The sequence below is a fragment of the Pseudomonas mercuritolerans genome, assembly GCF_025706525.1.
Taxonomy (GTDB): Bacteria; Pseudomonadota; Gammaproteobacteria; order Pseudomonadales; family Pseudomonadaceae; genus Aquipseudomonas; species Aquipseudomonas mercuritolerans.
Map to the genome: position 1 here is coordinate 446,445 of NZ_JAMSHA010000001.1, position 20,678 is coordinate 467,122.

Consider the following 20,678-nt stretch of genomic DNA (forward strand, 5'->3'; position numbering starts at 1 on the left):
AGGGCGTCAGCCGTCAAGTTCGGAGAAACCCGTAAGGAAATGTGGCCCGATAAAGCGTTCGGGTAACGGGAATTCGTCGTGGTACTCAACCTGTACCAGATACAGCCCGTATGGATGCGCCGTCACCCCGCCGGAGCGACGCTCGCGACTCTCCAGCACTTCTTTCATCCACTCCACCGGGCGCTCCCCGGCACCGATGGTCATCAGCACACCGGCAATATTGCGCACCATGTGATGCAGGAAGGCATTGGCCCGAATGTCGAGCACGATCATCTTGCCGTGACGGGTCACGCGCAGGTGATGCATCTTTTTGATCGGCGACTTGGCCTGACATTGACCAGCCCGAAACGCGCTGAAGTCGTGCGTGCCGATCAGGTACTGCGCGGCTTCGGCCATGCGCTCGGCGTCGAGCGGGCGGTGATTCCAGGTGATTTCTTCGTTGAGGTGCGCCGGGCGAATCTGATCGTTGTAGATCACATAGCGATAACGCCGGGCGATGGCTTTGAAGCGCGCATGAAAATGCGCCGGCATGACCCTGGCCCAACTGACGCTGATGTCGTGGGGCAGATTGATGTTGGCGCCCATGACCCAGGCTTTCAGCGAGCGATCAACCTGGGTGTCGAAGTGCACCACTTGGCCGCAGGCATGCACGCCGGCGTCGGTACGCCCGGCGCATTGCAGGGAAACCGGTGAATTGGCGACTTTCGACAGGGCTTTTTCAAGCTCTTCCTGCACCGTCGCCACACCGGTCAACTGACGCTGCCAGCCGCTGTAGCGCGAGCCTTTGTACTCAACGCCCAGTGCGACGCGGTAAAAGCCGTCGGGCGCCATTTCGGCGACCGGGTTATCTATGTTTGCCAAGGTGGGACAGCCTGCTGATTTTGCAAAGGCGGGCATTATAAGGCGGTGGGCCGGGGATGCCAGAGTTCTCTATCGGCAGTACCGCCGCCTTCGCGAGCAGGCTCGCTCCCACATTTGCAATGCATCCCCCTGTGGGAGCGAGCCTGCTCGCGAAAGCAATCGATCAGACACCGCCGAATCCGGCACCAACAAAAACGGCAGCCCCACCGGGCTGCCGCTTGTTGTTTACCGCTGAACTTACGCCAGGTTGGAAAGCATTTCCTTGGCCTCGCCCCGCTGCTTCTCGTCACCCTCGGTCAACACTTCGTTGAGGATGTCACGGGCACCGTCGGCGTCGCCCATGTCGATGTAGGCCTGGGCCAGATCGAGCTTGGTCGCTGCTTCGTCAGTGCCGGCGAGGAAGTCGAAATCGTCTTCGCCCAAATCATCACCCAACGCTGCGTCCGCTTCGGTGAAGCTCGGTTCGGCCATGCTTTGCGACAGGCGATCCAGCTCGGCATTGACGTCGTCCAGCTCGGCCGAGAAGGCATCCGGCTCAGCAGCCGGGTTGCTGTCCATTTCGTCCGCCAGCGACAGGTCGAAATCGGCTGGCAATTCCAGATCGTCCTGCGGCACGTCGGCGACTACCGGCGTCTCGACCGGCGGCAGATCTTTCACGCCGTCGTCCAGATCCAGCAGGAAGTCATCTTCAGCCAACGTGGCCGGCGATGGTTCGGCGCCGAGATCCATGTCCAGATCGAAGTCCGACAGATCGTCGAGATTGTCTTTCATCTCGGTCTGTTCCTGCAGCACCGAGGCGAAGCTCAGGTCGTCTTCGGCCGGAAACGCGTCGAGCTCGACAGGCGCCTCTGGCTCGGCCACTGGTGCAGGATCGACCGGGGTGATGTTGTCGAGATCGTCCAGACTCAAATCGAACGCAGTGTCGAGGTCGTCAGCGGCAGTCTCGGGCGCTTGCGGCTCGTCTTGCAGCAGTTCCTTGACGTACTGCGCGTCCAGCTCGGCAGCGACGGCGGCAGCCGCCAGCCCACCGGTAGCGACCACGGCCATGGCCGGGAAGCGGCTTTTCAGCGCTTCGACCTTGGCGAAGTTGTCGCCATTGGCCACCAGTTGACGCTCCTGCGCGACGAACGCATCCCGATCGCCCTGCTGGCCGTAGACTTCCATCAACTTCAGGCGCAGATCGCTGCGCTCAGGCTCAAGGCTGACGCCCTCTTCCAGCAGCGCGGCGGCCTGATTCAGGCGACCGGCATTGATGTGCGACTGTGCCTTGTCGAGCACGTCATCAGAGCGTTCACCGGCCGGGGCCACCAGAGGTGCGGCAATCGGCGTGGCCATCACCACCGGAGCAACGACTGGCGCTGGAGTTGGCGCAGGTGCCGGAGCTGGCGTATTGAGTTTGACGCTGGCTGCCGGGGTTCCCAGGCCGGAGAAGCTGCTTTCCGGCAGATCCTGCTCAGCGGAGAACTCTTGCTCTTCAGCCAGCGCGCGGGCCATGCGCAGGTGCTTTTCAGCTTCCTGCTGGGCTTTGCGACGACGCGCCAGCAGCAACAGCAGAAGCAGCAGAACCACCGCACCGCCGCCGATCAGGCCAAGCAGGATCGGATTGGTCAGCAGTTCATTGAAGGCTTTGTCGTCATCGGCGGCAGCAGGCTTGGGTTCGACCACCGGCTCGACGACTGGCTCAACCGGGGTTTCCGCTGGCGGCGCGATGGCGGACTCCGGGGTGGGTGAAGCCGCTGCGGCATCGGCCGGGGTAGCTGGCGGTGTCGCGGCCAGCTCGGCAGTGATTGCCGGCACCGGCGGCACAGCACCGTTGGCGCCAGGCGCAGCGCCGGCACCGTCGGCCTGCATCTTCGCCAGTTGATTGTTTTTCAGCTCAATGAGCTTCTGCAGCTTGTCCAGCTGGCTCTGCAGATCAGCCATGCGGCTTTTCAGTTCCTCGTTGTCACGACGAGTCGTGTCGAGGTTTTCCTGGGTGATTGCCAGTTTGTTGCTTAGCGCCTTGGCGTCGCCGGCCGGGCCTTTCGCACCGGGCTTGGCGCTTTCTGCCGAGACCAGGCTCAGGTTGTCCTGAGTGTTGGGCGCCGCGCCGGCATTGCCACGGCCGCGATTGGTCGCATCCAGCTGCTGCTGTCCGGTGCCAGGCTTGGCCGCGTAACGACGGCCCTGACGCCACGCTTCGTTCTGCGCCGCCACTTCAGCGATGGCCGCCGACTGCGGCAGCGCGGTGCTTTGTACCGGATCCGGCAGACGCAGCACCTGACCGGTTTTCAGACGGTTGATGTTGCCGTCGATAAAGGCATTCGGATTGAGCGCCTGAATCGCCAGCATGGTCTGCTGCACCGAGCCGCCGTTGCGCGCCTTCGCGGCGATTTCCCACAGGGTGTCGCGCGGCGTGGTGGTGTATTGATTGCGATGGGTGGCGCCGGTGGTTGGCGCGGTGATGGTCTGCGACGGCGCCGGTTGCGCGGCGGCGTCAGCGGTCTGCGGCGAGAATTTCGACGGATCGAGCAGCACGCTGTAATCACGCAGCAGGCGGCCATTGGGCCACATCACCTGCACGAGGAACTTCACCATCGGTTCCGACAGTGGTTGGCTCGAGGTCACGCGCAATACGCTTTTACCGTTGGCGTTGAGCACCGGGGTGAAAGTCAGATCGTTGAGAAAGGCCTGACGATCAACGCCGGCCTTGGCGAAATCTTCAGGGGAAGCCAGGCTCGGCACCACCTCGGCGGCGGTGAGATCCTTGACGTCGAGCAGCTCGATTTCAGCCACCAACGGCTGGTTCAGGGTCGACTTCAGGGTCAGCTCCCCGAGCCCGAGGGCATGCGCCATACCGGAGGACAGCGCCGAGGCGGCCGCTATTGCTAACACCAGTTTGCGAACTTGAACCATAGCCTCATCCTTTGTTTGAACGTTCCTCGGCCAGCGAGAAGCTTTTGAATACCGCTGCCGTAAGGCATTGCGCGCGACGACGGGGGTCGCCGCGCGCGATCATTTCTGTGCTGCCCCGGAAAGTCCCGGAGGGTGACTCGTCATCGACGCGCTTCGGGCAAGCATAGCGCTCACCTAGAATCAGTCGACAAATTGTTGCCAAGTATCTTTTACAGCAGGCCTTTTATCAACAACTCAGCCAATTGCACGGCATTGAGCGCCGCGCCTTTGCGTACGTTATCTGACGTCAGCCAAAGATTTAGTTCCGCCGGCTCGTCGACGCCTGTGCGCACGCGACCGACGTAGACCACGTCCTGCCCCACCGCATCGCCGACTGCGGTCGGATAATCGCCGGCCTCGACCAGCTCGATGCCCGGTGCTGCCTCGAGCGCGGCGTTGACCTTTTCCAGGTCAACAGCGCTGCCTGACTGCAAGGTCACGCTAAAGCTATCGCCAAAAAACACCGGGGCTTGAACGCAAGTGGCAGAAATCTTCAATAAAGGTTTTGCCAGCACCTGGCGCAACTCGCGCACCAGACGCTTTTCCAGCAGCGTATGGCCTTGCGCATCAGGCGTACCGACTTGCGCCAGCAGGTTGAACGCCATCTGCCGATCAAAGAAGGTCGGCTCCAGCGGGCGCATGTTCAGCAGCTCGGCAGTCTGCCGCGCAAGCTCGGTGACCGCCTCGCGCCCTTGCGCAGAAACGGCCAGGTTGGCGGTGACGTTGACGTATTGCAGATCCAGCAGATCGAGCAGCGGCGCCAGTACCACAGCAAGCGTGGTGGCCGACGGGCTTGGGCTGCTGACCTGGAATGGGCTTTTCAGACCGGCGAGAATATCGGCATTGGCCTCGGGCACCACTTGTGGCGCCTGATCCGCAGGCAACGCGCCGGATAAATCGATCAGTGAGCAACCGGCAGCGTGGGCGCGAGCGGCGTAGCTCAGCGACACCGCAGCGCCAGCGGCGAAGAACACCAGTCTGACCTTGCTGAAATCGAACTCGTCGACCTCGCGCACGCGGACGTTTTTGTTGCGGAACAGCACCGAGCTGCCGGCCGACTCACTGCTGGCCAGCAGGTGCAGATTGCCGACCGGGAAGTCGCGTTCTTCGAGAATCTGTACGAGGGTTTCGCCGACAGTACCGGTGGCGCCGATAACGGCGATATCGAAAGTCTGGGTCATGGAGCTACCTCTGGCAAAACGGGGGGAGCGGCACTTTACCGGGTGGGTGGCGCACAGGCAATTTCTGCGGGATTTGCGGCGGCTGTGCCGGCCCTTTCGCGAGCAGGCTCGCTCCCACAGGGACCGCATTTCAATGTGGGAGCGAGCCTGCTCGCGAAAAAGGCAGTACAGATACCGGAGAAATCCTTGGCATAAAAAAACCCGCACCTCTCACAAGGCACGGGCTTCTTCATTGCTTCAAGCGATCAACGCTCCAGCAGGATCCGCAGCATGCGCCGCAGCGGTTCGGCCGCGCCCCACAGCAGTTGGTCGCCGACGGTGAAGGCGCCGACGAATTGCGAACCCATGTTCAACTTGCGCAGACGACCGACCGGTACGTTCAGGGTGCCGGTGACCTTGGTCGGGCTCAGCTCCTGCATGCTGATTTCGCGGTTGTTCGGTACCAGCTTGACCCACGGGTTGTGCTGGCTGATCAGCCCTTCGATATCGGCGATCGGTACGTCTTTGTTGAGCTTGATGGTCAGTGCCTGGCTATGGCAACGCATGGCGCCGATGCGCACGCAGATGCCGTCGACCGGGATCGGGCTCTTGAAGCGGCCAAGGATCTTGTTGGTCTCGGCCTGGGCCTTCCACTCTTCGCGGCTCTGGCCGTTCGGCAGTTCCTTGTCGATCCACGGGATCAGGCTGCCGGCCAGCGGTACACCGAAGTTTTCGGTTGGGTACGCTTCGCTGCGCATGGCCTCGGCCACGCGACGGTCGATGTCGAGGATCGCGCTGGCCGGGTCGGCCAGCTGATCGGCGACAGCGGCGTGGGTCGCACCCATCTGCTTGATCAGTTCACGCATGTTCTGCGCGCCGGCACCGGAGGCCGCCTGATAGGTCATGGCGCTCATCCACTCGACCAGACCGGCCTCGAACAGACCGCCCAGGCCCATCAGCATCAAGCTGACGGTGCAGTTGCCGCCGATGTAGTTCTTGGTGCCCGCGTCCAGCTGCTGGTCGATGACCTTGCGGTTGACCGGGTCGAGAATGATCACAGCGTCATCGTTCATGCGCAGGCTCGACGCCGCGTCGATCCAGTAACCCTGCCAGCCGGCTTCGCGCAGCTTGGGGAATACTTCGCTGGTGTAGTCGCCGCCCTGGCAGGTCAGGATCACGTCGAGGGTCTTCAGCTCGTCAATGCTGTAAGCGTCCTTGAGCGGAGCAATGTCCTTGCCCACGGACGGGCCTTGGCCACCGACATTGGACGTGGTGAAAAACACCGGCTCGATAAGATCGAAATCCTGCTCTTCCAGCATCCGCTGCATGAGCACGGAACCGACCATCCCGCGCCAACCGATCAGACCTACACGTTTCATCGCAACTACACCTTCTTGAAAAGTGGGCCGCTGCTTTGTATTGAATTTCGCAGCGGGCCCGAGAGATTACAGATTCCGCAGCGCGGCGACTACTGCGTCGCCCATTTCCTGCGTACCGACTTTGGTACAACCGGCCGAGTGGATGTCACCGGTGCGCAAGCCCTGATCGAGCACCACACTGACGGCTTTTTCGATGGCATCGGCAGCGTCGTGCAGATTGAAGCTGTAACGCAGCATCATCGATACCGACAGGATCGTCGCCAGCGGGTTGGCAATGCCTTTACCGGCAATGTCCGGCGCCGAACCGTGGCAAGGCTCGTACATGCCCTTGTTGTTGGAGTCCAGCGAGGCCGACGGCAGCATGCCGATCGAACCGGTGAGCATCGACGCTTCGTCGGAGAGGATGTCGCCGAACATGTTGTCGGTGACGATCACGTCGAACTGCTTGGGTGCGCGCACCAGTTGCATGGCGGCGTTGTCGACGTACATGTGGCTCAGTTCGACTTCCGGGTAATCCTTGGCCACCTGCTCGACCACTTCGCGCCACAACTGGCTGGATGCCAGGACGTTGGCCTTGTCCACCGAGCAGAGCTTCTTGCCACGAACCATGGCCATGTCGAAACCGACACGGGCGATGCGGCGGATTTCGCTTTCGCTGTACGGCAGGGTGTCGTAGGACTGACACTCGCCGTTGTCCAGCGTACGGGTGCCACGCGGCGCGCCGAAGTAAATGCCGCCGGTCAGCTCCCGGACAATGAGGATGTCCAGACCGGCAACGATTTCCGGCTTCAGGCTCGACGCGTCGGCCAGTTGCGGATACAGGATCGCCGGGCGCAGGTTGCCGAACAGGCCCAGTTGCGCGCGGATTTTCAGCAGGCCGCGCTCAGGGCGGATGTCACGCTCGATGGTGTCCCATTTCGGCCCACCGACAGCGCCCAGCAGCACGGCGTCGGCAGCGCGGGCGCGATCAAGGGTTTCGTCGGCCAGCGGCACGCCATGCTTGTCGATGGCCGCGCCACCGATCACGTCGTGGCTCAGCTCGAAGCCCAGGCTGTACTTGTCATTGGCCAACTCCAGCACCTTGACCGCTTCGGCCATGATTTCCGGACCAATACCGTCACCCGGGAGAATCAGAATCTGCTTGCTCATGCTTTCCTCGTGTCTTCAAGCGGTGCGCCAGTGAACGGCGCGCCGGGAAAAATTCTTATCGCTCGGCCATCAATACGATCACATCGGTACTGAACGAGCCGTCGGCATCTATCTCAAAATACTCACGCACTTCGTTGCCCATTGACTGCTGCAACTGGCGGATCGCCGCGCGCATCACGTCAGGTGTGCGCATGCGCTCGACCCAACTGCTGTACTCCAGACGCAGGCGCTGACGGGTGGTACTGCGCACATGCAGACCGGCCTCGCTGACCTGACGCAGCCATTCGGCGGCGGAGTAGTCGCGGACATGGCTGGTGTCGCGCAACACCTCAACGCTTTGCAGGTAAGTGTCGAACAACGCACTGCCCGGTGACAACACATCAACGAACGCCGCCACCCCGCCCGGCTTCAGCACACGACGCACTTCGCGCAAGGCCAGACCGAGGTCGCTCCAGTGATGCGCCGAATAGCGGCTGAACACAAAATCGAACTCGCCATCGGCGAACGGCAAGCGCTCGGCAGCACCGTTGACGGTAATGATGTTGCTCAAGCCGCGATCGACGGCAGCGCCGGCAACCACATCAAGCATTTGCTGCGACAGGTCGTAAGCCACCACTTCCCTGACCAGCGGTGCCACATGAAAGCTGACGTGACCGGCGCCACAACCCAGATCCAGCACCCGTGCCGCGCCTTGCCCGGCCAGCTCAGCCTGCAGCAGCGCGAATTCACTGCCTTGGGCATGAACGGCGCTGCTCAGGTAAGCGGCGGCCTGTTCGCCGAATTGCTTCTGGACGACCTGAGTGTGCTGGGGGTTCTGGTCATGGGTCACATCCTGTAAGCAGTGTTGTTTGAAATACATTCCCTGTGGGAGCGAGCCTGCTCGCGAAGAGGCCCGCCCTGACTACATCAATCTCGAATCACGCGTCGCGAAACAACCACGGCTGGCTAACTCGATGCTTGGCCTCGAACGTCGCGATCGCATCGCCGTCCTGCAAGGTCAGGCCGATATCGTCCAGACCATTGAGCAGGCAGTGCTTGCGGAACGCGTCGATCTCGAAGCTGTAGACCTTGCCATCCGGGCGGGTCACGGTCTGCGCTTGCAGGTCGACCTGCAATTGATAACCCGGCTCGGCTTCAACCTGCTTAAACAGTTCATCAACTTCTGCATCGCTGAGGATGATCGGCAGCAGGCCGTTCTTGAAACTGTTGTTGAAGAAGATGTCGGCGTAACTCGGCGCGATGATGCTGCGGAAACCGTACTCTTCCAGCGCCCACGGCGCGTGTTCACGGCTCGAACCGCAGCCGAAGTTCTCGCGGGCGAGCAATACGCTGGCACCTTGGTAACGCTCGGCGTTGAGGACGAAATCCTTGTTCAACGGGCGCTTGGAGTTGTCCTGATACGGCTGGCCAACATCCAGATAACGCCACTCGTCAAACAGATTCGGACCGAAACCGGTGCGCTTGATCGACTTCAAGAACTGCTTGGGAATGATCTGATCGGTGTCGACGTTGGCACGATCCAGAGGCGCGACAAGACCAGTGTGCTGGGTAAAAGCTTTCATGCTGCGCTCCTTTTAGATCAATTCACGAACGTCGATGAAACGGCCGTTCACCGCTGCCGCCGCTGCCATCGCCGGACTGACCAGGTGGGTACGGCCACCGGCACCCTGACGACCCTCGAAGTTACGGTTGGAAGTCGACGCACAATGCTCGCCGGACTCCAAACGGTCCGGGTTCATCGCCAGGCACATCGAGCAGCCCGGTTCACGCCATTCGAAACCGGCCTCGAGGAAAATCTTGTCGAGGCCTTCGGCTTCGGCCTGCGCCTTGACCAGACCCGAGCCCGGCACCACGATCGCCTGCTTGATGGTCGAGGCGACCTTGCGGCCCTTGGCGATCACCGCAGCGGCGCGCAAGTCTTCGATGCGCGAGTTGGTGCAGGAACCGATGAACACGCGATCGAGCTGAATGTCAGTGATCGCCTGATTGGCGGTCAAACCCATGTATTTCAAGGCGCGGACGATCGAGTCGCGCTTGACCAGATCCATTTCCTTGGCCGGGTCCGGCACGTTCTGATCCACGGCCAAGACCATTTCAGGCGAAGTGCCCCAGCTGACTTGCGGCTTGATCTGCGCGGCGTCGAGCTCGACCACGGTGTCGAATTTGGCATCGGCATCGGAAACCAGGTCTTTCCAGGCTTCGACGGCCATGTCCCACTGCTCGCCCTTCGGCGCGAATGGACGACCTTTGACGTAGTCGATGGTCTTCTGATCCGCCGCCACCAGGCCCACGCGGGCGCCGGCTTCGATGGACATGTTGCAGATGGTCATGCGGCCTTCGACGGACAGATCGCGGATCGCGCTGCCGGCAAATTCGATGGCGTGGCCGTTACCGCCGGCGGTGCCGATCTTGCCGATCACCGCAAGGACGATGTCCTTGGCGGTCACGCCGAACGGCAATTGGCCTTCGACGCGCACCAGCATGTTTTTCATTTTCTTGGCCACCAGGCACTGGGTGGCGAGCACGTGCTCGACCTCGGAGGTGCCGATGCCGTGGGCCAACGCACCGAATGCACCGTGGGTCGAAGTGTGCGAGTCGCCGCAGACTACGGTCATGCCCGGCAACGTCGCGCCCTGCTCCGGGCTGATCACGTGAACGATGCCCTGACGCACGTCGTTCATCTTGAACTCGACGATGCCGTATTCATCGCAGTTGTCGTCGAGGGTCTGCACCTGCAAACGCGAGACCTGGTCGGCAATGGCTTCGATGCCGCCCTTACGCTCAGGGGTGGTCGGTACGTTGTGGTCCGGGGTCGCGATGTTGGCATCGATGCGCCAAGGCTTGCGCCCGGCCAGACGCAAGCCTTCGAAAGCCTGCGGCGAAGTCACTTCGTGGATGATGTGACGATCGATGTAGATCAGCGCCGAGCCATCGTCGCGCTGCTTGACCAAATGCGAATCCCAGAGCTTGTCGTAGAGCGTTTTGCCGGCCATCAGACGGTTCCTCATCAGCTTGTTTCTATGCCCTGGGCTTATCAATAACCCTTTGGCTTGTGAGGCCGATCCTATGGGGTTAGATTAAATAACTCAAATTCATATTTTTTATGCTTTGGATAACCAACTGGAATGCGACATGGACTTGGCTAACCTCAACGCTTTTATTGCCATCGCCGAGACCGGCAGCTTCTCCGGCGCTGGCGAACGCCTGCACCTGACACAACCGGCGATCAGCAAGCGCATCGCCGGTCTTGAGCAGCAATTAAAGGTGCGCCTTTTCGATCGACTGGGCCGCGAAGTCGGCCTGACCGAGGCCGGTCGTGCCCTGCTGCCACGGGCTTATCAGATTCTTAACGTGCTCGACGACACCCGCCGCGCCCTGACCAACCTGACCGGTGAAGTCAGCGGCCGCCTGACCCTGGCCACCAGTCACCACATCGGCCTGCACCGCTTGCCGCCTCTATTAAGGGAGTTCACCCGCCGCTACCCACAGGTCGCGCTGGATATTCAGTTCCTTGATTCGGAAGTGGCCTACGAGGAAATTCTCCACGGCCGCGCCGAACTGGCGGTCATCACCCTCGCGCCGGAGCCGCATACCCTGGTCAAAGCCACGCCGGTATGGGACGACCCGCTGGATTTTGTTGTCGCCCCGGAGCATTCGCTGATCAATAACGGCGCCGTCAGTCTGGCGGACATCGCCGGTCATCCGGCGGTTTTCCCCGGCGGCAACACCTTTACCCACCACATCGTCCAGCGTTTGTTCGAAGCCCAGGGCCTGACGCCGAACATCGCCATGAGCACCAACTACCTGGAAACCATCAAGATGATGGTCTCCATCGGCCTGGCCTGGAGCGTGCTGCCGCGCACCATGCTCGACGAACAAGTGGCAAGCATCGCATTGCCGGGCATACAGCTCACTCGCCAGCTAGGCTATATCTTGCACACCGAACGGACGCTATCGAATGCAGCACGCGCCTTCATGGCCCTGCTGGATGCACAAATCGATCGGCCAGGGATCCCGGCCTGACTTGTGCTACTTCTATAGAGCCGCTCCTGTGCCTAACGCCACTCAGCTCAAGGCCCGCTGACAATGCCGAAATCTGTTGACCGAATTCCGCCGATGCCGCGAATCCAGGCTGTTGATCCGCGCCATTCCGAGCAGAGCTGGGAAAGCGCGCCGCAATTGCTCGCCGCGCTCAACGGCGCGCGGCTCGGTGCCTGGTATTGGGACATCGAGCGCGGGCAGATCAGCTGGTCGCGAGGCACCCAGGCGTTGTTCGGTTTCGATCCACGGCAGCCATTACCCGCCGACCTGGAATACCTCGACCTGTTGCCACCGGAGGACCGCGCAAAAACCGTGCGTGCCTTCCACGCGGTGATCGCCGGCGCCCCGCTGGAGCAGGCGATGCATCACCGCATCCGCTGGCCCGACGGCAGCCTGCACTGGCTGGAGATCAGCGGCAGCCTGCTGCCGGACAAGAACGGCCGGCCCCGAATGATCGGGGTGATTCGCGAAATCACCCACCAACGCCAGCGCGAGCAGGCCCTGAGCAGCTCGGAGAAACGTTTCGCGACACTTTTCCACCTGTGCCCGAACATGGTTCTGCTGACCCGTCAGGATGACGGTCTGATCAGCGAGGCCAACCAGTATTTCGAAAGCCTGTTCGGCTGGCCGGTGCAAAGTGCGATCGGCCGCACCACCCTGGAACTGGGCTTGTGGGTGCACCCCGAGCAACGCGCCGAACTGGTGAAGAAAACCAAGGCCAAAGGCGAACTGATCAGCATGGAAGTGCAGTTCCGCGCCAGCAATGGCCAGGTGCACGACGGCATCCTCAGTGCACAGAAGGTCGAGCTCGAAGGCCAGCCCTATCTGCTCAGCACCTTCCTCGACACCACCGAACGCAAAGCCGCCGAACTGGCCTTGAAGGACAGCCAGGAACGCCTCGACCTGGCGCTGGACTCGGCGCAACTCGGCACCTGGGACTGGCACATCCCCAGCGGCATGCTTTACGGCTCGGCGCGCGCTGCGCAATTGCACGGGCTGGAGCCGATCCCATTCCATGAATCATTCGAGGAGTTTTTCGAAGGCGTGCCGGGCGAGGAGCGCGACAGCATGCGCGACGCCTACCGCAGCCTGCGCGAAGGTCCGGCCGGCAATTATCAACTGACCTACCGCGTGCAATTGCCCGACGGCAGCTCGCGTTATCTGGAAAGCCGCGCGCGTCTCTATCGCGACGACAACGGCGCGCCGCTGCGCATGGCCGGCACGTTGCTGGACATCACCGATCAGGTCGAGCGCGAGCAGCGTCTGGTCGCCTCGGAAGAGAAATTCGCCACGCTGTTTCAGGTCAGCCCTGATCCGATTTGCGTCACGCGCCAGGAAACCGGGGAGTTCATCGAGATCAATTCCAGCTTCAGCCAGACTTTTGGCTGGAGCGCCGCCGACGTGATTGGCCACACCGCCGAGGAAATCGGCCTGTGGGACGCCTCGGCGAAAAGCCTGCAACGCATCGAACGGGTGATTCGCGAACAAGGCCTGAGCAACGTCGCCATTCTCGTCCAGCACAAGGACGGCCAGTCGCTGACCTGCGTGATTTCCAGCCGGCAGATCAGCGTCGGCGATCAGCCGTGCATCGTCACCACCCTGCGCGACATTACTCAGCAACAGCGCTCGGAAGCGGCGCTGAAGGCCAGCGAAGAAAAATTCGCCAAGGCGTTTCACTCAAGTCCAGACGCGATCACCATCACCGAGCGCGACACCGGGCGATATCTGGAGGTCAACGACGGTTTCTGTCGCCTCACCGGCTACCGCGCTGACGAAGTGGTGGGCAAAACCGTTTATCAGGTGGGGATCTGGGCCGAAGAGAAACAACGCTCGACCTTGCTCGCCGAGTTGCAGATCAAGGGACGCGTGCATCATCAGGAAATGCTCGGGCGCAACAAGCGCGGCGAATTGCTCACGGTGGAAGTCTCGGTCGAGCCGATTACCCTCAACGAAACCGCGTGCCTGCTGCTGACCGCGCGCGACGTCAGCCTGTTGAAGAACGCCGAAGCGCAGATTCGTCACCTGGCCTATCACGACCCGCTGACCAACCTGCCCAATCGCGCGCTGCTGATGGATCGCTTGAGTCAGCAGATCGCCCTGCTCAAGCGCCACAATCTACGCGGCGCCTTGCTGTTTCTCGACCTCGATCACTTCAAGCACATCAACGATTCCCTCGGTCACCCGGTCGGCGACACCGTGCTGAAAATCATCACCGCGCGGCTCGAAGCCAGCGTGCGCATGGAAGACACGGTGGCGCGCCTCGGTGGCGATGAGTTTGTGGTGTTGCTCAGCGGCCTCGAAGGTTCGCGCAGTGAAGTCAGCGAACAAGTGCGCGCGCTGGCCGACACCATTCGCGAATTGCTTTCGGAGCCGATGTTCCTCGATGGCCAGCGCCTGCAAGTGACGCCGAGCATTGGCGTCGCGTTGATCCCCGATCACGGTTCGACCCCGACCGACCTGCTCAAACGCGCCGACATCGCCCTTTACCGGGCCAAGGACTCCGGGCGCAACACCACGCAGATGTATCACAACACCATGCAGAAAGCGGCCAGCGAACGCCTGCGCATGGAGACCGACCTGCGTCTGGCGCTGTCACGCGGCGAGTTCAACGTGCACTTTCAGCCGCAGGTCGATGCCCGCGACAACCGCATCATCGGCGCCGAAGCGCTGGTGCGCTGGAATCATCCCGAACTCGGCGCGCAATCGCCCACCGAGTTCATCAAGGTACTGGAAGACAGCGGCCTGATTCTCGAAGTCGGCACGTGGATCCTCGATGAAGCCTGCAACGCCTTCAAAAAACTGATCGCGTTGAAACTGGTCGACCCGCTGAACTTCAGCCTGTGCGTGAACATCAGCCCGAGACAGTTCCGCCAGAACGATTTCGTCGAACGCATCGAACACAGCATGACCAGCCACGGCCTGCCCTGCTCGCTGCTTAAACTGGAAATTACCGAAGGCATCGTCATCCAGAATCTGGAAGACACCATCAGCAAAATGCGCCGCCTGAAAAAGCTTGGCGTGAGCTTCGCCATGGATGATTTCGGCACCGGTTACTCATCGCTGACCTATCTGAAACGCCTGCCGGTGGACACCTTGAAAATCGACCAGTCGTTCATCCGCGATGCGATCACCGACTCCAATGTCGCGGAGATCATTCGCGCAATTGTCGCGATGGCGCGCAGCTTGGAGCTGGAAGTGATTGCCGAGGGCGTGGAGACGCCGGAACAGTTGGCGTTCTTGCAGGGGCTGGACTGCCATTTGTATCAAGGTTATTTGCATAGCCGTCCGGTGGGGTTGGAGGATCTGAAAAAACTGCTGCCCTGAATCGGCGGTCGCACGGCCTGGCAACAGAGCAACAATTGCCACGGTTTGCGTCAGCCTGTAGGGTCGCGTTTTTTGCGCCGCTTCGAGATCAACCATGCAGGATGCATCCCTTCCCCGCCCGGCCCTGCTGGGCATCGACCTTGGCACCACCAACAGCCTGATCGCCGTCTGGCGTGAAGGACGCGCCGAGCTGATCCGCAACGCCCTCGGCGATGTGCTGACACCGTCGGTGGTCAGCCTTGATGAAGACGACACGATTCTGGTCGGCAAAGCCGCCCGCGCCCGCCTGACCACGCACCCGGAACGCACTGCCGCCGCGTTCAAGCGCTTCATGGGCAGCGACCGGCAAATCCAGCTCGGCTCTCGCCAGTTCAGCCCGGAAGAGTTGTCGGCGCTGGTACTTGGCTCACTCAAGCAAGACGCGGAAGCCTTTCTCGGCCAGGCGGTCACAGAAGCGGTCATTTCCGTACCGGCATATTTCAGTGACGAGCAGCGCAAGCGCACCTTGTTCGCCGCCGAACTGGCCGGGCTGTCCGTGACGCGCCTGATCAATGAACCGACCGCTGCCGCCATGGCGTACGGCCTGCACGAACAGAAGTTCGAACGCACGCTGATTTTCGATCTCGGCGGCGGCACGTTCGACGTCACCGTGCTCGAATACGCATTGCCGCTGATCGAAGTGCACGCCTCCACCGGTGACAACTTTCTTGGCGGTGAAGACTTCACCGCCGCCCTGTTGCAGGCCTGCCTGAAACACTGGCAACTCACCCCCTCAACAATCGATGCACAAGCCATGGCCAGCCTCGGTGATGCCCTCGAACAGCTGAAATGCAAACTCGGCGAAGGCGCGCAGCACTTGAGCTGGCGGTATGCCGAGCAGACATTCGAATGGGAACTGGATGAAGCCGCTGCGGTGAAAATCTGGGAGCCGTTGCTGGCCCGCTTGCGCGCACCAATCGAACAGGCTCTGCGCGATGCCCGACTGAAACCGCGCGACCTCGACAGCCTCGTACTGGTCGGTGGCGCCACGCGCATGCCGGCGGTACAGCAAATGGTCGCCACGTTGTTTGGACGCCTGCCTTATCGGCATCTTGATCCGGACACCATCGTGGCTCTGGGCGCAGCGACGCAGGCGGCATGCAAGGCGCGGGACGGTGCGGTCGAGGAATTGATTTTGACCGATGTCTGCCCTTATACGCTGGGGATTTCGACCAATCGTGGCGAAGGCGTCAGTGGCGCGTTCTCGCCGATCATCGAACGTAACACGGTGATTCCAACGTCACGGGTGCAGCGTTACTCGACGACGTTTGCGCAACAGACTGAAATCCGTATCGCGGTTTACCAAGGGGAACGCCCGTGGGTACGCGACAATATTTTCATCGATTCTTTCGACATCCAGTTCACCCCTAGTGAGCAGCTGCAGAGCCTCGATGTGCGTTTCAGTTATGACATCAACGGCCTGCTGGAAGTAGACGTCACGCTTCTGGAAACCGGCGAACGTTACGGCCACAGCATCGACCGCAGCCCGACCGGACTGGATGAACAGGCGCGCAGAGACAGCCATGCCCGGCTCGCGACGCTCAAAGTCCACCCTCGCGACGCCCTGCCCAACCGCACCCTGCTCGCACGTCTGGAGCGAGCATGGATGCAAACTCTGGGCGACGAGCGTGCGCGCATTGCCGAGTGGATGGACACCTTCAACACCGTGCTTGCCGGCCAGCAAGCCAGCAAAATCGCCAGCCACCGCTCAGCGCTGAATGATGCGCTGGATCAGATGCGTCTTTAACCGTTCAGTTGCCGTAAAGCAGCCTGCAACCCGCCGGACAACATATCTGCCCCACTGTCCGGCGGCACGCCATAGCGGTTAGGCAGTTTGTCTCCCGGAAAGCCGAACAACACCAGCGGCAGGAATGGCAGAAACGGCGACAATCCAAGAAATATCAGCAGTGTCGGTATGCCCCGGCCCATATCGTGCAACCGCCGTAGAACTGCCGCGAACAACAGCAGCACGCCAAGCAAAAAGATGACCAACCCGCCAATCGTCGTGCCCGTTATCAGCCCCGCTATTGGGGTTACCACTACGCATCCCAGGACCTGAGCGATAAAAGCCTTGCGCCCCAGCCGTGATCCGAGGCGCCAGAAAGCTTTCGCTGGTACTGGCTGGACATCACTGTTGGCTAACAGCAACCGCTCCGACCACGACAGCAACGCGCACAGTGCCAAGCGCAAACCGACGCTGTTCTGCACGTCATCCTTACCCTGCTGCAGTTGCCGCAACACTCGCGTTTTCGGCACACCGGCAGCGCCGTAGCGAATCAAGCTTTTGAGCGCATCCAGCGCCTCATAGGCCAATAGTTTGTCGACACCGAAATCCGTCAACACCTTGCGCGGTGGCCACACCGGTTCGCCCTTGATCAGACCGTCGCGAAAGCCTTCGAACCAGTCATCCTCGCAACTGACCGCTTCAATCGACTGCAACAACGCCCGGTGCTGCTCGGCGCTCAGGCCTGGATCGTGGTAGAGCACGCCCCAGAACATCAACAAGCCCAGCAGATCATCGCCGCACGCCGCACGGTCACTTTCGACGCAGGTGTAAAGCAGGGTATTGGCGGGCAGCCTGGCGCTGTCGAGAGCCTGCTCGACACTGAACAACTGTTGCACCAGCAAACCGTGCACAGGATCGTCACCCTGCAGCCAGCCCAGCAAACCGGCGCCATTGCCCTGCTCACGCAGCAAGCGCCGCAATAGCGGCTGCAGTCGGCTCAAAGGATGCGCAGGATTGAACGGCAAACGCTCCAGACACTGCGCATCAATCAATTGCAACCAGCGCTCGGGTTGTTCCAGCAATGCCAGAAAAAACACGGTTTGAGCGTGCCAATCCCAGATGGCCGCTCCCAACCCGATCGGCGGCAAACCTGTCGCGCGCCGACTCAACTGGAGCATGAGATCAAGCTCCGAGAGGTCATTGCCGTCTTTGACCGCACTCAGCTCGAACGCGTCGGCGATGCGTGCAAGCGCCGTGTCGCTATAGGGCCGCAAGCGCTGCAACCACAGACGACAAACCTTGTGCAGCGCACCTTCGGACAACGCGAGCGGCAATTGCGGTGAAAGTGTTTGCGAGTCAGTGAAAGCGCTCATGGCCTGCGCAACAGGCGCCTTGGCCAGCCAATGCAGATGTTGCCTGGCCTGATACTTCAGGCCGCTCAAAACCAGGCATTCCAGCGCGTCCACCGGCAGCGGTTCGTCGACAATCTGCTGCAACAAGGCCGAATCACCACGATGCAGCGCCCAGGCGTGCCGGTACAGACGCAGCAAACGGCTGTCGTGGTTTTCGCCGATCAACTGCGCGAGCAATGGCAACTCGTCGCCCGCCATGCGCCAATCAACAAAGCTTTGCGCCAGTGCATCAAGCTTGAGCCGTCCGACACCCAACCAACGGGTCAAGGTCTCGGGCCGTTGTGACGGACTGCCATACACTTGGCACTCAGCACCCAGTTCGTCCGGCCAAACGGCGCAGTCCTCCAGACGATCGAACGCCTGAATCAGCACCGGCAGAAAGGTCGGCTGACGCTTGGCACACAGCTCCAGCAAGCGACTCTCTGCCGCGGGATGGCGATGTTCGCTCCAGAGCCGAATCCAGCATGGAAACGCTTGATCGTCGTGCCCCAACAGACTGTACTGACACGCCAGCAGGTACAGCCAGTCGACGTTATCCGGCGCGGCATCGTGCTGTTCGGCACAGCATTGCAGGAACGTCGGCGCGCCCATCCCCGCTTGGGTGAACTGCACCAGCAACCGCTTGAGGTACGCGGCATCGTTGGGCAACGGCAAGCACGTGTGCCGACTGGCGAACTCGGCGAACTCGTGAAGCGGACGCTGAGTAAAGATGAAATCGAGGCTACGGGCATACCACAGCGACTCGGTCTGTGCCGGCTCTGACCAGGCGCTCATCAGATCCGTGTCGAACGGGTCGGGCGTCTTGATGCGCTGCAAAAAGCCTTCTACCGCTTGCGCATCGTCGAATGCCAGATCGAGCAATTGCTGGTCCCAGGCCATGCGCTGCGCCAACAGATTCGCACAACGGTAGGACAACGGACCGGCGCCGGAAAGTCGGTGGTACAAGCCCCAGTTGAGGTCATCGAAAACCTCCAGTGACAAGTCATCCAGCGTCCGGACAAATGCCTGCCATGCCGCGTAGTTGAAGCGTCGCGCGGGATCATCCAGCAGCGCACAGAAATCCAGGAAAGCTTGAGGCGCCCGGACGACATTGGCTTGTGCAGCGTCGATCTCGTCTCCAGCCTCTTCCTCCTCTTCACGGGCCAGACGCAGGGCACTCTCGTAGGCCATGCGTAGCGCTTGAAAACCTTCCGGATCGGTTTCCGGATGGTGCGCCGGCAAACGGGCGCGATAGGCGCTGCGAATCAGGGTTTCGTCAGTAGTCGGTTCAATGCCCAGTCGAATCCAGCAACTCATGACCAGTCGAACTCCCCAAGCGATGCCGGACGAGACGGCGGATCAATATCCATGTGCCAAGGCAGATCAGCGAGAAAGTGTGGAATGTTTTGCGCAAGGCCTCGGGCAATCCTGGTGTTGAAAGCGCTGGTGCCCTCACGACTCATCTCGACCGCCAGTTCACCATCGCTTTTGCTCATGCAGCACCAAAAAGTTCGTCCCACCAGAAAGCCGTTGAAATAAGCCATCCAGCTGCCGTAATGAAACTGCGCCCTCAACGCCAGACGACTGTGCAACCAGTTGCTCTCGTCCAGACCGATCCATTGATTACGCACGGCGCAGCGCAACAGAAAGCCCATCCGGCCGTAATCCCAGGACAAGATGCCGCCGGGACCACAGCTGCCGAAGGTACGGCTGGCAAATTCATGCAGGACGCGCTCGCGCGGGCTCAGCTCATTGAGCAACGACTGCCATTCACTCGGCAGGCATCGCTGCCACGCCAGATAGGCCGCACTGAGGTGTTTGGCATGGCCGTCGTCGGTCATCCATCCGAGCATGTCGAACAACTGTTGCCGATCATCGATACCCCAACTTTCCTTGAGGTTGATGTAACGATCGTTGCAGAACGCCGGGTCGTCATACCTGGCGCCGGTGTTGAGCGCGGCCATTGGTGCGGACAACGCGCACAGCCAGCGCTGTTGAATCTCGTCCATGAAAAAAGGCTCCAGGCCGACCGCTGGGAAATGGGGGCCGGCAAAACTGCGCCGATTGTAAAGAGCCCCGCCAACAGCGGCAAACCCTGCATCGCTTTGACTGCGCGCACAAAAAAGGCCCCGACGTATCGGGGCCTTTCGTTCAGCGGCTTATCGCCGGTTCGGGCGATTGTGTGTCAGCACATGAATCAATGCTGCAACGCCGGCTGCTGCGCTCCATTGATCGGGATGCGCTTGGCTTTCGCCTCTTCCGGGATCACACGGAGCAGGTCGATGCTCAGCAGGCCGTTGCGCAGGGCAGCGTCCTTGATCTCGATGTGATCAGCCAGACGGAACGACAGCTTGAAGGCTCGCTGAGCGATGCCTTGATGCAAGAACGTGACGCTTTCGTCGGTGTCACGTTTGCCGCCACTGATGGTCAGCACACCCTTCTCGACTTGCAGGTCCAGGTCTTCTTCCTGGAAACCGGCGGCCGCAACGACGATACGGTATTGGTCATCACCGTGTTTTTCGACGTTGTAGGGTGGGTAGCTGCTGCCTGGCTCGTTGCGCAGGGCGGTTTCGAACAGGTCGTTGAAACGGTCGAAACCTACCGAGGAACGGAACAGTGGTGCGAGAGAAAATGCCGTACTCATGATTCAAATCTCCTGAAAACAATCAGCAAG

General features: G+C 61.0%; 14 protein-coding genes. 3 read left to right on the plus strand and 11 right to left on the minus strand.

What is annotated here, in order from left to right; translation table 11 throughout:
* Positions 1 to 6: 6 nt before the first annotated feature.
* From truA to leuC, 8 genes are all read right to left on the minus strand, one after another.
* Positions 7 to 831, minus strand: coding sequence for a tRNA pseudouridine(38-40) synthase TruA (gene truA / locus ND528_RS02145; protein ID WP_016773937.1), 825 nt, complete (start codon positions 829 to 831; stop codon positions 7 to 9).
* A 267-nt stretch (positions 832 to 1,098) separates the two neighbouring features.
* Complete coding sequence (locus tag ND528_RS02150; RefSeq protein WP_263469565.1) at positions 1,099 to 3,756, minus strand: FimV/HubP family polar landmark protein; 2,658 nt, start codon at positions 3,754 to 3,756, stop codon at positions 1,099 to 1,101.
* A gap of 209 nt (positions 3,757 to 3,965) precedes the next feature.
* Positions 3,966 to 4,976, minus strand: coding sequence for an aspartate-semialdehyde dehydrogenase (locus ND528_RS02155; protein ID WP_263469566.1), 1,011 nt, complete (start codon positions 4,974 to 4,976; stop codon positions 3,966 to 3,968).
* Positions 4,977 to 5,221: 245 nt separating this feature from the next.
* Complete coding sequence (asd, locus tag ND528_RS02160) at positions 5,222 to 6,334, minus strand: aspartate-semialdehyde dehydrogenase (protein ID WP_071171651.1); 1,113 nt, start codon at positions 6,332 to 6,334, stop codon at positions 5,222 to 5,224.
* A gap of 66 nt (positions 6,335 to 6,400) precedes the next feature.
* Positions 6,401 to 7,483 carry a 3-isopropylmalate dehydrogenase gene (leuB, locus tag ND528_RS02165; RefSeq protein ID WP_263469567.1) on the minus strand — a complete coding sequence of 361 codons (1,083 nt, stop codon included), beginning with the start codon at positions 7,481 to 7,483 and terminating at the stop codon, positions 6,401 to 6,403.
* A gap of 55 nt (positions 7,484 to 7,538) precedes the next feature.
* Complete coding sequence (locus ND528_RS02170; protein ID WP_263469568.1) at positions 7,539 to 8,312, minus strand: class I SAM-dependent methyltransferase; 774 nt, start codon at positions 8,310 to 8,312, stop codon at positions 7,539 to 7,541.
* A gap of 88 nt (positions 8,313 to 8,400) precedes the next feature.
* Positions 8,401 to 9,045 (minus strand): 3-isopropylmalate dehydratase small subunit, encoded by a 645-nt coding sequence (gene leuD / locus ND528_RS02175; RefSeq protein ID WP_007913445.1) that lies wholly within the window; start codon positions 9,043 to 9,045, stop codon positions 8,401 to 8,403.
* Positions 9,046 to 9,057: 12 nt separating this feature from the next.
* Entirely contained in the window at positions 9,058 to 10,476 is a 1,419-nt protein-coding gene (gene leuC, locus ND528_RS02180; protein WP_016773930.1) for a 3-isopropylmalate dehydratase large subunit, read from the minus strand.
* 139 nt (positions 10,477 to 10,615) lie between these two features.
* Between leuC and ND528_RS02185 the strand changes: the two genes are divergently transcribed.
* From ND528_RS02185 to ND528_RS02195, 3 genes are all read left to right on the plus strand, one after another.
* Entirely contained in the window at positions 10,616 to 11,506 is an 891-nt protein-coding gene (locus ND528_RS02185) for a LysR family transcriptional regulator (RefSeq protein WP_024012384.1), read from the plus strand.
* A gap of 63 nt (positions 11,507 to 11,569) precedes the next feature.
* The gene (locus ND528_RS02190; protein WP_263469569.1) at positions 11,570 to 14,848 is read left to right on the plus strand and encodes a PAS domain S-box protein; all 3,279 of its coding nucleotides are present in this window, start codon (positions 11,570 to 11,572) and stop codon (positions 14,846 to 14,848) included.
* A gap of 94 nt (positions 14,849 to 14,942) precedes the next feature.
* A complete protein-coding gene (locus ND528_RS02195) occupies positions 14,943 to 16,634 on the plus strand; it encodes a molecular chaperone HscC (RefSeq protein ID WP_137215751.1) in 1,692 nt (563 codons plus the stop codon).
* Here ND528_RS02195 and ND528_RS02200 read toward each other — a convergent pair.
* From ND528_RS02200 to ND528_RS02210, 3 genes are all read right to left on the minus strand, one after another.
* The gene (locus ND528_RS02200) at positions 16,631 to 19,321 is read right to left on the minus strand and encodes a DUF805 domain-containing protein (protein WP_137215752.1); all 2,691 of its coding nucleotides are present in this window, start codon (positions 19,319 to 19,321) and stop codon (positions 16,631 to 16,633) included. The two genes, ND528_RS02195 and ND528_RS02200, sit on opposite strands and share 4 nt — an antisense overlap.
* Positions 19,318 to 20,013 (minus strand): DUF1266 domain-containing protein, encoded by a 696-nt coding sequence (locus ND528_RS02205; protein ID WP_263469570.1) that lies wholly within the window; start codon positions 20,011 to 20,013, stop codon positions 19,318 to 19,320. The genes ND528_RS02200 and ND528_RS02205 overlap by 4 nt, the downstream gene beginning before the upstream one ends.
* A 188-nt stretch (positions 20,014 to 20,201) precedes the next feature.
* A complete protein-coding gene (locus ND528_RS02210) occupies positions 20,202 to 20,648 on the minus strand; it encodes an Hsp20 family protein (RefSeq protein ID WP_016773925.1) in 447 nt (148 codons plus the stop codon).
* Positions 20,649 to 20,678 lie beyond the last annotated feature (30 nt).

Bases quoted from the DNA above. Each gene is read 5' to 3' on its own strand.
- truA (WP_016773937.1), bottom strand. From the start codon at position 831: ATGGCGCCCGACGGCTTTTACCGCGTCGCACTGGGCGTTGAGTACAAA.
- ND528_RS02150 (WP_263469565.1), bottom strand. From the start codon at position 3,756: ATGGTTCAAGTTCGCAAACTGGTGTTAGCAATAGCGGCCGCCTCGGCG.
- ND528_RS02155 (WP_263469566.1), bottom strand. From the start codon at position 4,976: ATGACCCAGACTTTCGATATCGCCGTTATCGGCGCCACCGGTACTGTC.
- asd (WP_071171651.1), bottom strand. From the start codon at position 6,334: ATGAAACGTGTAGGTCTGATCGGTTGGCGCGGGATGGTCGGTTCCGTG.
- leuB (WP_263469567.1), bottom strand. From the start codon at position 7,483: ATGAGCAAGCAGATTCTGATTCTCCCGGGTGACGGTATTGGTCCGGAA.
- leuD (WP_007913445.1), bottom strand. From the start codon at position 9,045: ATGAAAGCTTTTACCCAGCACACTGGTCTTGTCGCGCCTCTGGATCGT.
- leuC (WP_016773930.1), bottom strand. From the start codon at position 10,476: ATGGCCGGCAAAACGCTCTACGACAAGCTCTGGGATTCGCATTTGGTC.
- ND528_RS02185 (WP_024012384.1), top strand. From the start codon at position 10,616: ATGGACTTGGCTAACCTCAACGCTTTTATTGCCATCGCCGAGACCGGC.
- ND528_RS02190 (WP_263469569.1), top strand. From the start codon at position 11,570: ATGCCGAAATCTGTTGACCGAATTCCGCCGATGCCGCGAATCCAGGCT.
- ND528_RS02195 (WP_137215751.1), top strand. From the start codon at position 14,943: ATGCAGGATGCATCCCTTCCCCGCCCGGCCCTGCTGGGCATCGACCTT.
- ND528_RS02200 (WP_137215752.1), bottom strand. From the start codon at position 19,321: ATGAGTTGCTGGATTCGACTGGGCATTGAACCGACTACTGACGAAACC.
- ND528_RS02205 (WP_263469570.1), bottom strand. From the start codon at position 20,013: ATGGACGAGATTCAACAGCGCTGGCTGTGCGCGTTGTCCGCACCAATG.
- ND528_RS02210 (WP_016773925.1), bottom strand. From the start codon at position 20,648: ATGAGTACGGCATTTTCTCTCGCACCACTGTTCCGTTCCTCGGTAGGT.